This window comes from Bacillus sp. FSL R5-0443 (assembly GCF_038608285.1).
Lineage (GTDB): Bacteria > Bacillota > Bacilli > Bacillales > Bacillaceae > Bacillus > Bacillus velezensis.
Map to the genome: position 1 here is coordinate 1,419,056 of NZ_CP152013.1, position 17,077 is coordinate 1,436,132.

Sequence of the window (17,077 nt, forward strand, 5' to 3'; positions counted from 1 at the left end):
GCCAATGGTTCATTTGAATAAACAGAGTGCGGATATCGCGATAATCGGGGTTGCTTGCAGATTCCCCGATGCAGATCATTATCATGAATTCTGGGAAAACATAAATAGCGGCAAAGATTCCATCCGGGAAGTGCCGATTGAACGGTGGGATCCCGATCTTTATTATTCAGCTGATATCAGTATACCGAACAAAACAATCAGCAAGTGGGGAGGTTTTATTCATAAAGCTGACCATTTCGACCATAAGTTTTTTAATATCTCTCCCCGGGAAGCGAAAAACATGGATCCTGAGCAAAGAATCCTCTTAGAAGAAACTTGGCGGTGCATCGAAGATTCCGGGGTTTCTTTGCAGGATCTCCAGCGTAAAACCACTTCTGTTTTTGCGGGTATTATGAATTCTGACTACCGGCAGACAGGTCATGCTGAATCGGAAATCGACAGTTATGCCTGTTTAGGAAGTTTCGAAGCTATGCTTTCCAACCGGCTTTCATACACATTCGGTTTGACCGGAAAAAGCATGTCTGTAAATGCCGCTTGTGCATCATCGCTTGTTGCTTTACATGAAGCGGTTAAGTCATTGCGGACAAAAGAAAGCGATTATGCAATCGCATCGGGAGTAAACTTGAATTTCCAACCCGGAAAATATATTTCTTTTTCCAAAGCCAGAATGCTGAGTCCTGACGGCAAATGTAAAACCTTTGACGCAGCAGCGAACGGGTACGTTCCCGGAGAAGGGGCAGGCGTTGTATTGCTGCAGCGCCTTGGTGATGCAGTAAAAGCCGGTCACCATATATACGGGATCATAAAAGGGACAGCTGTTAATCATGGCGGTAAATCCCGTTCCATAACCGCTCCCAGAGCAGAAGCGCAGTGCCGGGTCATCTCAGAAGCTTTACACAACGCTGCTGTCGATGCTGCGACGGTTTCTTATGTAGAAGCACATGGCACAGGTACATCTCTGGGCGATCCGATAGAAATAGAAGCATTGACAAAAGCGTATCGGCAATATACTGAGGATACTCAATATTGCAGGATCGGAAGTGTGAAAACAAATATCGGTCATACAGAAGCAGCGGCGGGAATGGCCGGATTGATAAAAGTTCTAATGATGATGAAACACCGGAGGGTGCCGAAAAGCCTGAATGTACATACGGTAAACCCAATTATACAGTTTGAAAAAACACCGTTTAGGCCGGCGCTTGATTCAAGTGATTGGAAGGCGGCAGACGGGGCTCCGCTCAGGGCGGGAATCAGCTCCTTCGGTTTTGGGGGTGTCAACTCTCACGTCATCATCGAAGAATTTATACATACAAAAGACGAATCTGACAGGAAAGGAAGGGTACCCTTCCTTTTTTCCGCTAAAAGTGAAGAAAGCATGAAACAAATGATACATCATTGGAGAACCTTTGCTGACGATTCTGAGGAATTTTGCAAAATATCAAATGAAGTGATCAGCAGCACCCTTTTAACGGGGAGGACATCGTTTGATTACAGGGCTGGTTTATTGGCAGGCAGCAAGGAGGAATTTAAAAATCAGCTTAAAGAGGGATTGAGTTTTCGGAGGAAACAAGATTCTGAATGGGCGCTTGCCATCGGTGACTTCAAATGGGAAAGTTATAAACAATTTGCCGTTTTGAAACGGGTGTTCCCTGATTTAGAAAAGAACGTAAGGCCGGTGCTGAAGGGTATACCAACATTGCACAGTTCATTTAAAAGAAAATGGACGCCTGAGAAAATCCGCTTGTATTCTTTAGTTATCAATACGGAAATCATAAAAAGTATCCTGGCATCCGGTTTTAAGCCAAGCCTCATTACAGGCGCCGGAGACGGATATTACGTCGCTCTTGCAGCAGCGGATATCATCAAAATTGAAAAGGCCATTTCTGTCATCACAGGCGCTGAAAAACCTTCGCATTTATCCTGTGAGCCGCCTTCCATGCCATTTGTCAATCCGTACACTTCAAAAACGTACCCGCCGGTTCGATTAAATGAAGAATATGTAAGGATGCTGCTGAACGGTCTGAGCTTCCCGGCTGATTTTGCAGACCGCCTGTACGGGAAAACACGGCTGCTTCTTGAGCACCAATATACGTTTAAAGGGTTTTTAGAAGAGTGGGATAAAGCGGGAAAGACTCAGGAAATCGAGATTTTATCTTATATTGTGAATCGCACGGCGGATAAAAGAAACGCATTGCCGGCTGATGAGGAAGCGGCGATCATGGCTATCCTTGCCTCTATGAGAAGACTGTATAAGAGATGGGATTTAACAGATTATGATGGATTCTTTAATAATGATTATGTACTGGAAATATTAAATTTACTGGATGAAGGAATCTTGTCTAAAGAACTTTTTCTGAGCATGTTATTGAAAAAGCAAGACGGAATTAAACAGGCTGTTGCTTGTATTAATGAGCAGCCGGCAGGTTTTTATGATAAAACTCGTTTTCCGTTGATGACAGAATACAATCAAATGGATGCCGTGTCTCAGGAGATAGCTGACCATATGCCGCTTCACACGGAAGAAAAGGGAACGGAGCCGGATGTAAATATTTCTGATTTTTCAGTTTTTCAATTCGGATCGCTCCCTCCATCAGCAAAACTAAACAAAGCGGCTGCTTTTGAAGCGGACAAACCAGCCGATGAGGCTCTATATCATTCATTTATGCAAATGTGGCTTTCAGGAGAAGAGATTGAATGGGCGAAACTAGGTGATTATCATAAAAGAAAAGCACCGCTTCCGCCTTATCCGTTTGAGCGCTCTCAATTTTCTTTAAACCCTCAGCCGGTAAAATCAGACGCGGCTTTTTCAGAAAAGAAGAATCAGGCACTTTATACGCCGGTATGGAAAGAAACCGCACTTGAGAATGAAGCGGGCAGCCGACAAGCCTGTACTATTTTGTTGTTCTCCGGGAATAAAGACTATTTTGAAGAGCTGAAAAAAAGAGAGAATACGTCCGCATATCTTATTATGCCCGGTGACCGTTTAGAGCAGATAAGCGACAGTGTTTTCACGATCAACAGGCAGCGTCCCGAAGATTATCAAGGTGTCATTCGTCTGTTGAAGGAAAAAGGCGCAGCGCCCGATGCAATTTTGCATACGTGGTCTGAAAAACAGCCTGAACTGGAAGAAACACTCGAATCAGGAATTTATTCCGTGTTTTATCTGACTAAGGCTTTAATCAGCGAGAACCTTATAAACAAAGTAACGTTCATTTATACATTCAGCGCAGATCAAAAAGAAAAATTGCCGTATTTTGAAGGTGTGAACGGTTTTTTAAAATCGGTAAAACAAGAATACCCGCAGCTGCATTGTAAGACGGTTTGCTTTGAACATGATTCTGCATCCGTTTCATTTTCAGAAAGGGCTGACATTCTTTATAAAGAAATAAACACAGCGCCTGATCGGCATATTCATATCACTTACAGAGGCTGCGTAAGATATGCACGGATGTTAGTGAAGCAGAGAGAAACAAACAGAAAGACCATTCAATACCCTGAAAAGGATAAAGTGTATTTAATTACAGGGGGATTCGGGGGGATTGGCAGTAAAGTCGCTGAATATTGCGCGAAAACTGAAAGATCCACCATTATCCTATCGGGGCGATCTGTTTTAAACGAAGATAAGCAGAAACATTTAGAATACCTGAACAGCTTTAAAGCCAAGGTTTATTATATACAGGCGAATATATCCGATAAAGAAGCGGTAAAAAAAATGATTGACGGTATTACCGATCAGCATGCAGGTCTTCATGGCGTCATTCATTGTGCAGGAGTTATCAGAGACTCGCTGCTTTTTCGAAAAACAAAGCATGAACTTTCAGAGGTGATGGCTCCGAAAGTTCATGGTGCATTGAATCTTGATCATGCAACGAGGTCGCTCGAATTGGATTTTTTCGCCGTTTTTTCTTCAGTCGTCTCTATTGCAGGGAACGAAGGCCAATGTGATTATGCATATGCAAACGGCTTTTTAGATCATTTTGCCGAATATCGGGAACAGAAACGGCAAAATTCTCTGCGCAGCGGCCGCACGCTGACAATCAATTGGCCTTTATGGCAAGACATCGGAATGGGGGCGAACCTGTCAGGTCAAGGGCGGACGTCTCTTTTTCATGATTCCGGGCTCGAAGAACTTCCTGCTGAAGACGGAACGGAATGGTTTTCGCGGATTGTAACTTCGGGTCAGCTGCATAATATTGCAGTCTGCGGTGATCATGAGCGCTTTGAACAATTTATGCGGCAGAGATTTTTGACGAACGAAACAGAGACAGGCAGTGCCATTCCTTTGGCTCAAGGCGATATTTTGGATCAGACAGTTTTGTTTTTAACCAATATCATCTCCTCTGAGATCGGTGCAGAACGGGAAGAGATCGATCAAGATGTGCATCTGGCTGAATATGGAATGGATTCGGTTATGATTCATCAATGCAACACAAAGCTGGAGCAGTCACTGGGAGCAATTTCGAAAACGCTTTTATTTGAATTTCATACAATCAGAGATTTAGCAGATCATCTTGTAAAGGAATATCCGGATCGGCTGGGGCGTTTATTTTCACGGGAGGAAAAAGGAAAACAGATTCAGAGCATTACCCCCGCCAGACCGGAACAAAACATCACTGCACCTGCGGCGGAGGAAAAAGAACATCTTGACGGGATAGCGGTAATCGGTATCAGCGGCCGTTATCCCGGGGCTGAAAATATCGAAGAATTGTGGGAGCTTCTATCAAAAGAGAGAACCGCAATCACAGAAATTCCGAAAGAACGATGGAATTATGAGACCTACTATGATCCAGACCCCGCTAAAGCGCATGAGGGGAAAATTTATTGTAAATGGGGCGGATTTTTAAAGAATGCTGAATCATTTGATTCTTTGTTTTTCCAAATATCGCCGAGAGAAGCAGAAGCGATGGATCCTCAGGAACGAATATTTCTCGAAACCGTGTGGAAAGCATTTGAAGATTCGGGATATACCATTGAAGGGTTGAGAAAGCAGACCGAAAAACATGTCGGTGTATTTGCGGGAGTGACGACCAATTCTTACAAGCTGCTCGGCGAAAGAATACCGACGGACAAAAACGATGTACTTCCAAATTCGTTCCCATGGTCTCTCGCGAACAGAGTGTCTTACACATTTGACTTTACAGGTCCCAGTGTCCCTGTAGATACGGCTTGTTCTTCATCCTTAACGGCAATTCACATGGCTTGCCAAAGTTTAACAAAGGGTGAGTGCTCGGTTGCGGTTGCGGGAGGAGTAAATTTGTATCTTCATCCTTCTGACTATTTATACCGATGTCAGATGGGAATGCTTTCAAAATCGGGAAAATGCAGAAGTTTTGGAGAAGGCGGCGACGGTTTCGTGCCCGGGGAAGGTGTCGGGGCTGTTATTCTTAAACCGCTTAAAGATGCCATACGTGATAATGATACTGTGTACGCCGTCATTAAAGGAACGGCAATTAATCATGGCGGAAAGACAAATGGCTATACGGTGCCTAATCCTGCCGCACAGGCGGATTTAATTCAAGGAGCTCTTAAAGCGGCCGGTTGGAGCGCCAGAAGTGTCAGCTTTATTGAAGCCCACGGCACGGGAACGCCGCTGGGTGACCCGATTGAAGTCCGAGGCCTGACCAAGGCGTTTAGAGCTTATACCGAAGATGTTTCATATTGCTCTCTCGGATCGATTAAATCTAACATCGGCCACCTGGAAGCGGCCGCGGGTATTGCCGGCCTGACAAAGATTATCTTACAAATGAAGTATAAAAAAATAGCCGCAACACTGCATGCTGAACGGGTGCATCCGGATCTTTATCTGGAAGAGACACCTTTTTGCCTCCAGCAGGAAACCGCCGACTGGATAAAACCCGCGAATGAAAAACATTCTGACAGCAAATATCCGCGGCGTGCGGGATTAAGTTCTTTCGGAGCGGGCGGGGCAAATGCTCATATCCTTGTGGAAGAGTATGAGTCTGCTGCTGACTGTCATACGAGGCGTGAGGAAAGTGAGGAACTTATCGTACTCTCAGCCAAGCATTCACTGAGTTTACGGGAATCAGCAAAACAGCTGGAGGAATATCTTCAAAAGGCCCGTCATAAGCAGGGCGAGTTTTTACAGCAAGCGGGAACAAACAAGCCGCTTCACCTTTCTGATATTGCGTATACCCTTCTTGAAGGGCGTGAAGCCATGCCGGAAAGGCTTGCTGTCATTTCAAATAATATCGATGATCTGATGTTGAAATTAAATCACTTTTATAATGGAATTGATGATCACGAAATATTTAGAGGGAAAAAACCGAATCATAAACGCAGACAGCAGCAATCGGAGCTTCCGCTCAAATCCGGCAGCACCACATTAGCCGAAATGGCTGAATTCTGGGTATCAGGAGGCAATTTAAGCTGGGATGACTTCCGCACCGGCAGAAAACCGGCAAAAATTGCCCTGCCGACTTACCCTTTCTTAAAAAACAGACTGTGGGTGTCAAATAAGGCACAAACAACATCAGCAGCTGATAAAGCTCCTTTATTTGATTTTTCAGCAGGTGAGTGCCGATTTTATAAAACGCTTTCTGATTCTGAATATTATGTAAAAGACCATGTTGTACATGGGAAAACGGTTCTGCCCGGAGCGGCAATCATCGAAGCGGCCAGAGAAGCGGGAGAGAGGCTGTACGGAAAATCAGTCATAAAACTGAGTCAGGTTGTATGGGCGGTTCCGATAACCGTTGAAAAAGAAAAGACGATAATGATAGATCTGCTGCCGAACCAAAAAGACGGCAGATTTGTGGTGAAAACCGATATGCAACCTGAAGCGGCAGTTCACTGCCAAGGAAACATTATCACATGCGGAGATCAAGATGCCTCTCATACAGAGCATTTTCAATTGGACAGCTGGTTAACCGGACAGAAAAGATTAATCAGCGGCGCTGAGTGTTACAGGGATTTCCGGCAGAGCGGTTTGGACTATGGAACCAGTTTTCAGGTAATAAAACAGCTGTTTATCCATGAAAATGCTGTTCTTGCACGAATATCACTTCCTGAGAGCATTCATAAAAAATCCGGCACGCTGCTGGAACCGTGTTTATTGGATGGCATTTTTCAATCCACAACAGGGTTTACGTTCGGTCAGCAAGACGATCACACCGCATATTTGCCTTTTGAATTAGGTGAGCTGGAGATTCTTCAGGCACCTTCGGCAAACGGCTATGCTTACATTACAGCTGCCGATGAAAGACAACATGATGATGTCAAAAGGTTTCATATACTATTTATGGATGAAAACGGATCTGTAAGTCTTAAAATAAAAAACTTAGCGTTGAAGGCATTAAGGGCTGCACCGCAGACTCAGGATGAGCGGCATTCAGTTAATTATTACACTGATATGTGGAAGCGGGCCCCTCTGCTTCATCAGCCTGAAGCCAGCGGTTTAAACAGCTGCCTTGTGATTTCGCTCCGTCGGGATATATCAGAACCGCTGATCCGCCAGGCATATAAAGATATCGGCCTGAACATGATCTTTGTCCGCCATGGCGGCAGTTTTCAAGAAAAAGAAGCTGATTCCTTTGAATTGAACAGCGTCAAACTTGACGGCTATCAGAAATTGCTGGCGATTCTTAAAGAAAGACAAGTGACAATTGACCGCGTCATTTTAATCGGGATGAGCCCTGAAACGGGAATTGAGCAGAACGTTCGTGAAAAGCTGGAAGAGGCTGTTTTGCCGGTTTTCAATGTAACGAAAGCTCTGTTAGCAACAATCCCAAGACATAAAATCCTGATATCACATGTATTTTTCACAAGGGAAAATCAAATCTTACCTTATCAAATGGCAATCAGCGGCTTTTTTAAGTCGCTTCATTTAGAACATCCTATGTTGTCCGGTAAAAATATTGAAATACACAGCGACGAAATTCAGTTACAGCTGAACACCGGTCTGCCTGAATTAAAAAACCTTGTGAAAGAAACAATCATCAGCGATGATACTTCAGAAATCAGATACAGAGATGGAATCAGGCAGGTAAAGCACTCTGCAGAAATTGAAAGTGCCGAGCCCCCCGAAAAGATGGAAGTAAAAGAAGGGGGAGTTTACCTCATTACAGGAGGAACAGGCGGTCTGGGACTGATTTTCGCCAGACATCTTGTGCGAAAAGGGAGAATAAAACTTGTCCTTATCGGCAGGTCAGAGCTTTCTGAGGAAGCCGTAAGCAATGTAAAAGAGCTCGAAAAAAACGGATCAGAGGTTTTTTATGTAAGAACCGATATTTCTGATAAGGAAAATGTCAATAACCTGATAAAACTCGTCAAAAACAAATTAGGTCCTGTTAAAGGAATTATTCACAGCGCCGGTGTGATAAAAGATTCATTACTCATCAATAAGCGTGAAGAGGATCTCGATTCAGTCTTGGCCAGCAAGGTTTACGGAACGATATGGCTTGACCGGTATACAGACAGTGAACCTCTGGACTTTTTTGTTATGTTTTCATCTATCAGCGCAATAATCGGGAATGCCGGACAAACTGACTATGCTTATGCAAACCGGTTTATGGATTATTTTGCGGAAATGAGAGCGGCGGAAAATAAACCTGGAAAAACAGTCTCGATTAATTGGCCTTTATGGAAAGAAGGCGGTATGCAAATTGATATTCATTCAGAGAAGTTCCTTTATGACCGTTTCGGAATGCTGCCTCTGGGAAAACGGGAAGGCCTTGCAGCATTTGATCAAGCAATGACAGGGTGTGAACATCAAATAATGGTATTTAGCGGTAATGAATTAAAGCTGGAACGAATGATAACGATTGACAGCGGAAAAAGTGATCCGGCAATCGCCGACGAAAATCACGAACCGAAAGAGCTGTCAATAACTGAATCTTTAAAAAGCACTTTGACGCGCATCATCACCGGCGTATTAAAAATTGAAGAACGGGAATTTGATTTTGAACTGCCGATAAGTGAATACGGATTTGATTCAATTATGTTTACAATGCTGGGCAACGAATTAAACGAAACTTTAGGAATATCAATGATGCCGTCAGATTTTTTCGGTCTTACTGATTTTAATGAACTTCTTGAGTTTTTAAAGAGTGAGTATTCCGAGGAGCTTCATCTCTGCGGTTCTTTTTCTTCAGATGAATCTGCGGCGAAAGACCGGAGAGAAAATCTGATTGAGGGCATCGCAAAGATGATGTCAAGCATTTTGAAGATTGACAGAAAGGAAATAGAAGAAGAGACTTCATTCGGCGAGTACGGATTTGATTCGATTACGTTTACCAGACTCGGAAATGAAATCAATCAACAATATGGTACGGAATTATTGCCGTCCATTTTCTTTGAATGCAATTCACTGGCTGAAATGACTGATTATGTAATCGAGCAATACGGAGAAATCCTTTTTGCTGAGACAGAATCTTTTTCTGCAGCTGACGAAAAAACATTGTACAGCACGCCTCCGCCGGAATCTTATGAACATTCCCCTGAGCCTGAAAACAAAACTTGGCAAGAGGAAAGACATATGAATGAGCCGGTTGCAATAGTGGGAATAAGCGGCCGTTTCCCCCAAACAGATACGCTGGAAGACTTTTGGGAAGGAATTGAAAAAGGGCGGGATATGATTACAGACATTCCTGAAGACCGTTGGAACTGGAAAGAGTTTGACGGCGATCCGATCAGGGACGTCAATAGAACAAAAATAAAAAAAGGCGGATTTATCAAAGGCGCGGACAGTTTTGATCCGTTGTTTTTCGGGATTTCTCCCGCCGAAGCAGAATTAATGGATCCCCAGCAAAGAATTTTTATGGAGACTGTATGGAAAACAATAGAAGATGCGGGCTATAAGCCATCTGATTTGGCAGGGACGAAAACCGCGGTGTTTGCAGGGGTCGCCACAACGGATTATGCTGAACGTCTGAATGAAAATGGCGTCTCTGTTCAGGCGCAGACCGCAACCGGTTTAAATCATTGTATATTGGCAAATCGTATTTCTTACCAGCTGAACCTGACGGGTCCGAGCGAACCGATTGACACTGCCTGTTCAAGTTCGTTAGTTGCACTCCATCGTGCGGCTGAGGGGATTCAAAGAGGCGATTTTGAAATGGCGATTGCAGGCGGAGTGCATATTATGACAAGCCCTACTCTGTTTATAGCTTTTGATAAAGCAGGTATGCTTTCCAAAGACGGAAAGTGCAAAACGTTCGATAAAAGCGCTGACGGCTATGTAAGGAGTGAAGGGGCGGCTGCAGTATTGCTTAAGCCGCTCAGCAAAGCACAGGCAGACGGTGATCATATATATGGTTTGATTAAAGGGTCAGCTGTAAATCACGGCGGCCGCGCCAATTCTTTGACAGCTCCGAATCCGAACGCACAGGCGGACTTATTAACCGAAGCTTGGCGGAAGGCGGGGGTCAGCCCTGCCACTGCGGGATATATAGAAGCGCATGGCACAGGGACAAGTCTTGGCGATCCGATTGAAGTAAACAGCATCATAAAGGCATTTAAAACGTTATATCAAGAATGGGACATTCCTTTTGCGAAACAGAAATGCTGCGGAATCGGGTCTGTGAAAACAAACATCGGCCATCTCGAAACCGCTGCCGGAATAGCCGGAGTGATGAAAGTGTTACTGGCATTTAAATATCGCAAACTTCCGGGACTCGCCCATTTTTCAGAACTCAATCCATACATCAAACTGGAAAATACACCATTTTATATCACAGAAACCGCTCAAAAGTGGAATCCGATAAAAGATGAAGAGAACAACGATCTGCCGAGGAGAGCGGGTGTCAGCTCATTCGGATTCGGCGGTGTGAACGCGCATATTGTTTTAGAGGAATATAGGGAACCTCAAAAAGAAGTGCCGGAAAACAACGGTAACACACATATTTTTGTTTTATCTGCGAAAACCAAAGATCAATTACTTGAGTATATCCGGCTTATGCTTCAGTACTTGGATCGCGTGATTGCCGGTGACATGACCGTTAATGCCAGTGACATGGAATTTACATTGCAAAACGGCCGGGAAGCAATGAACGAAAGAATTGCCGTATGTGCAGCGAGTCTGACTGAGCTGAGAGATAAATACGTCAGCTTTCTTGATGACAGCAAGGTGCAAAAAGGCGTATTTATAAGCGAAAACACTGAAGAGCCCACAGCTGTTTCTGAATATATGATTGAGGAGGCTCTTCAAAGCGGAAAAGAGGAGCTGCTCGCACAATGGTGGGCCAATGGAGCCGAGTTTGAATGGAAGACAATCGGCAATAAGAAATTGAATAGAGTGCCGCTGCCAACTTATCCGTTTGCAAAAGAGAGTTATTGGTTCACCCCGAAAAAGAACAAAAGTGAGGTTAAGGTTAATAGCAAAAGTCTTCACCCATTAATCAGCGAGAATGTCTCAACATTAAAGAAACAAGCATTTAAAACTGTTATTTCCGGAACTGAATTTTTCGTCACTGATCATCTTGTTTCAGGAGACTATGTGCTGCCGGGAGCCGCTTCGCTTGAAATGGCTCTTGTTTGTGCGGAAATAAGCGGAGAAAGTAAAGTATATAAAATAAAAGACGTGATGTGGAACAGACCTATATTATATAAAGGAAAAACGCTGCACATTTATACCGACTTGGAAATGAAACAAGATAAGTTGAACGTAACGATATGTAAAGAGGGTCCGGATGGCGTGCAGCAAATCTGCACACAAAGTGAAACAGTATTCGGAGACATAAACAGAAATGCTGAGTATGTCGATATTGATAAGTTCAAACGCAGCAGTAAGGCTGTCATAAGCCGGGAAGAGTGTTATCACCGCTTCAGTCGTATGGGCCTGACATATCATAGCAGTTTTCAAACGTTGAAAGCCGTATACCGCGGTGATATGGAGTTAATGGCAGAATTGGAGCTTCCGGCTCATTTAGCGAACGGGTTTTCACATTTTACACTTCATCCTTCATTAATTGACGGCGGTTTTCAAGCGGCGGCATTTTTGTTAAGAGATAATGAGAAAGACGGCTTATTTGTTCCATATTCACTTAGAGAGCTTCATATTAAGAGGGCGCTTACTGCCCGATGCCATGTCTCGGTGAGAGAAACCGGTTTTTATACGTATAACATTGATTTTATTAACGAGAGCGGCGAAATAGCCGTGAGCATGAAAGACTTTTCTGTCAGAAAAGTGACCGGGGGAGAATTAACCGCAGGACGTAAAAATGAAGATCAGGAAATTCTCTTCTTATTAGAACAATTGAAAAACGGTGAACTTTCTGCTGACCAAGTTTATCAGCTGCTGGAGGGAAAATAGTGCAGATCAAACAAATACTTTCCTTAATTGAAGAACAGCAAATGTCTCCTGATGCAGGACTGGAGCTAATTCGCACTTACAGAAAAGAACAAATGGAAAAAAAGGCGGAGCCGGAATCACAAGCTCCGTCCCCAACCATTTTTTTTAAGAACGATTGGGTAAGGACAAATAACATTGATATGCCGAATCAGCAGGCACCGGGGAATATGCTGATTTTTGATCAGGATAACCGTCTGTTTCAGCATGCCGAGATGATGAATGGAGATCATAACCGTGTCATTCTCGTAACGCCCGATTCTGATTATAGAATTGAACGGAATAGATGCACAATCAATCCTTCTGATGAAAATCATGTCGAAATGCTGCTGTCTGATTTGGCTGTAAACGGATTTACACCTGATGTCGTGCTTTATTTATGGAACGAAGAAATCAGAGAATTCACTGAAGAATCCGTTAATGAAACTCTTCGCAGAGGGATCAACTCGCTCTTTTTATTATCAAAAGCTTTAATGCGGAGAAACGAACCTGTTACATTATTGCATATTTATTGGACAAGCGGTCTGAATCAGCCGTTTCAGGAAGCTGTCGGAGGGTTCATGAAAACGGTAAACATGGAAAGCTCCAAGCTTCAAGCGAAAACCATACAGATTCGCCATGAGGATTCTGACAAAAATCCTCCGGTTTCCGAGATGTGGGATGCTGCAATCAGTGAAATACAGCGCTTTCAAACGGATGAATGTGAGATTTTAATAGACTCACATACCCGTTATGTGAAAGGGCTGCAGCATATTGATAATCCGGAACACGATAACGGATCTGTAACGTATCAAAAAGGCGGTATATATATCATTACCGGAGGAGCGGGAAAACTCGGGCTGCTGTTTGCGGAACACATCGCTAAAGAAAACCAAGCCGTGATTATACTTACAGGCCGTTCTTTTTTAACCGCTGATCAAAAAGAACGGATCAGTAAGCTTAATGAGAGCGGCTCTATTGTTGAATATCAGCGGACGGACATCACAGATCGAACAGAGGCAGAGCGATTCATTTTCGGCGTTAAACAGCGGTACGGCAGCATAAACGGGATCATTCATGCTGCCGGCATCCTTCGTGACTCATTTCTTGTAAATAAAAGTCTCAGTGATTTTACGGACGTACTGAAACCGAAAGTTTACGGGACAATCTGGCTGGATGAGCTGACAAAAGACGAAGATCTTGATTTTTTTGTTCTCTTTTCTTCTTTTTCCGCTTATGGAAATGCCGGCCAAAGTGACTATGCGTACGCAAATCATTTTATGGACAGTTTTGCAGTGCTTCGATCCCAGCTCTCCCGAAACGGAAAAACCCTTTCAATCAATTGGCCGTTATTGAAAGATGGGGGGATGAGTCTCGACAGCAATGGAATCAACCAAATAAAAGAAAAATACGGAATGACTCCAATGCGAACTTCCTCTGTTTTCGAAGCGTTTCTAAAAATGCTGCGGTCTTCATTTACCAGCTTAATGCCTGCAGAAGGAAAGCGGGATAAAATGATAAAAGCGCTTTCTATTCAAAGAAATACAGCTGCAGCAGATCAAGATACACTCACGGCGGAACACGATGAAGAAGAGGAATATGCTGCGAAAGAAAAAGTCAATGACTATTTAATCAAGATCATCAGCGGTGTCTTGAAAATCCAAGCTCATAAAATAAATGCGAAGGACTCTTTTGAGAAATTCGGAATCAACTCACTTATGATCATGTCACTTATTTCAAAGCTTGAAGATACTTTCGGGGATCTTCCAAAAACAATCTTTTTTGAATATCAGAACATTGAAGAGCTTTCAAACTTCTTCCTAACATCTTTTAAAGAAAAAGTGCTTAAGGCCGCAGGGGCAGCTCCGGTAACAAGAGTGCCGAAGAAAAGAGAAAATCTGAGTAAAAAACAGCACCGGCAGCAGAGGGTTGCATCTGCACCGAGCATGGTTCAGCCGGGTGAGGATATTGCCATTATCGGTGTGAGCGGAAGATATCCGAATTCCGATACTCTTGAGGAGTTCTGGGAAAACATTGCCGGAGGGAAAAACTGTATTATTGAAATCCCCGAGGAACGTTGGGATTTCAGATCGAATTACAGTCCCGACAGAATGGAGAAGGGGAAAATCAACAGTAAGTGGGGCGGTTTTATCAGCGGTGTTGATCAATTCGATCCGCTGTTTTTCCACATTTCTCATAAAGAAGCTGAGCTGATGGACCCTCAGGAGCGAATTTTTCTCGAAACCTCCTGGCATACGTTTGAAGATTCAGGATATACAAAAGAGAAGCTTAACGGTATGAAAGCCGGTGTGTTTGTCGGAGCCATGTACGGACAATATCAATTATTCGGCGCAGAAGAAACTGCGCGGGGCAATCCGATTGCGCTCAGTTCCTTCTTTTCATCTATTGCGAACAGGGTTTCATACTTTTTTAATCTCTCCGGCCCGAGCATTGCACTGGATACGATGTGTTCATCATCGCTGACGGCCATTCACTTGGCATGTGAGAGCATTAAAAGAGGGGAAAGTGAAATTGCGCTTGCGGGCGGCGTTAATGTGTCCATACACCCCAGCAAATACCTTTGGCTGAGTCAAGGTAATTTTGTTTCCACCGAAGGATTGTGCAGAAGTTTCGGAGAGGGCGGAGACGGCTATGTCCCGGGAGAAGGTTCAGGAGCCGTCCTTTTGAAACCTTTGGAAAAAGCAATTGCTGATCAGGATCATATATACGGAGTGATTAAAGGAACATCTGTAAATCATGGCGGAAAAACCAATGGATTTACGGTTCCGAATCCGAATGCACAAGCTGAGCTGATTGCTGAAAATTTCAAGAAATCGGGCATCAGTCCGCGATCCGTCAGCTACTTGGAAGCACACGGAACGGGTACCTCGCTCGGAGATCCGATTGAGATTGCAGGATTGACAAAAGCGTTTGAGAAATTTACGGACGATAAACAATTTTGTGCCATAGGTTCAGTGAAGTCTAATATCGGACATCTGGAGTCTGCCGCAGGTATAGCAGCCCTTACAAAAGTTCTTTTACAATTTAAGCATCAGAAATTGGCGCCATCCATTCACTCGGAACAGCTGAACCAAAATATCCGATTTGAAAAGACGCCTTTTTACGTTCAGCAGAAAGAAGAAGAGTGGCGGAAAGAATCAGGCGCCTCCAACAGGAGAGCAGCAATCAGTTCGTTCGGAGCGGGCGGAGCAAATGCCCATGTCATTGTGGAAGAATATCAAAACCATGCGGACACACAAACAATAAGCGGTCCGTTTGCCGCAGTTCTCTCTGCCAAAAATGAAGACAGACTGAAAGAATACGCTCGGCGCCTTCTGCAATTCACAGAGCGGGAGACAAAGGCCTCGGCAGCTGATATCGCTTTTACATTGCAGACATGCAGGGAACCGATGGAAGACAGACTTGCTGTTGTAGCTTCCGATTTGCCGGAACTAAAGGAGAAACTGAGAACTTTCTGTACTGAAGGAACAATTGGGGAGGGCGTATACAAAGGGAATGTTACGAAAGATTTTGATAAAGTCTTTATCTTTCATGATCAAAAGATGAAAGATAAATTCCTCGAGGTGATGATGGAGACAAAGGACTTGAATCTTCTTGCAAAATTATGGTCTTTCGGGGCTGATATTCAATGGAGAGAGTTATATGAAGAATATACCCCGCAAAAGGTCAAGCTTCCTTTATATCCATTTGCTGAGGAGTCTTACTGGGTGCCTCGAAACCAAAGTGCAACATTTCCGGAAATATTGCCGCGGCAGTCTTCACTGCACCCGCTTCTGGATTCGAATGAATCTACTCTGGAACAGCAGTTTTTTAAAACGACATTAAGAGAAAAAGAGATTTGGTTAAAAGACCACATCGTAAAAAACAAGAGCATTCTCCCGGCAGCTGCTTTTCTTGAAATGGCATGTGCAGCGGGAACGCGGTCATATCGAAAGAAAAAGGTCACTCGTTTAAAAAACGTGATATTTGCCAGACCGGCCATGCTTTTGAAAGAGAGCCTGACCATTTACACTCACATTTCCGTAAAAGACGGCAGCATATTATTTAACATGTCACCTGACGAGGATGCTGCTGTAAGGACTGGATTTGTGACGGGGGAATTAGATTATGATCATCATTACAGTGATGATGATATAGAGAACATCGACAGACAAGAGATGATAAACAGAAGTGCTTTTGTCCGTGAACAAGATGAATGTTACGAGTATTTTCGGGAAAACGGGTTCCTGTATGGGCGCGCTTTTCAGCCGATTCAACGTTTATGGGGCGGAAAAACAGAAGCGGTTGCACACTTATTGCTGCCAAAAGAAGCCGAATATGCTCTTGGACATTATACATTGCATCCGTCTTTAATTGATGGGGCTCTGCAATCTTTGTTCGGAATTACCGACGGAAGAGAAGAGGCATCTGTTTATGTTCCTTTTTCAATAGGAGAGGTTACGGTTCGGAAAAAGGTTTCAGCAGAATGCTGGGTTTATGCGCGTAAAACAGGCCAAAAAGGTCAATCCGAGCTTATTTACGATATTCAGCTGCTTAATGAACAAGGAGAAAGACTTGCAGGTTTGAAGGATGTAACCATTCGTAAAAAAGAAACGTTTTCCGCGGAGGCACAGACTCGTGCAACAGCGGATTCCAATGGAAAGAACGAGAGAGTAAAAGAGCTCCTCAGACAATTAAAAGCGGGCGAACTGACTGCGGAGGAAGCAGATTATGCGCTGGAGCGTATGCAGGATTAGTTTATCATTTTGCGGCAGTGCCATTTGTAAAGGGGAT

The 17,077-nt window shown here is 43.8% G+C and carries 2 protein-coding genes; both read left to right on the forward strand.

Annotated elements, in window-relative coordinates:
- The first annotated feature begins 4 nt into the window (after window positions 1-4).
- Window positions 5-12,268, forward strand: a complete 12,264-nt coding sequence (locus NYE28_RS07400; protein WP_099320048.1) for an SDR family NAD(P)-dependent oxidoreductase — start codon at window positions 5-7, stop codon at window positions 12,266-12,268.
- Entirely contained in the window at window positions 12,268-17,040 is a 4,773-nt protein-coding gene (locus tag NYE28_RS07405) for a type I polyketide synthase (RefSeq protein WP_038463830.1), read from the forward strand. Before NYE28_RS07400 ends, NYE28_RS07405 begins: the two co-directional genes overlap by 1 nt.
- The last annotated feature ends 37 nt before the right edge of the window (window positions 17,041-17,077 follow it).

What these genes read in the sequence shown, in the direction of transcription:
- NYE28_RS07400 (WP_099320048.1), top strand. Translation starts at nt 5, where the DNA reads ATGGTTCATTTGAATAAACAGAGTGCGGATATCGCGATAATCGGGGTT.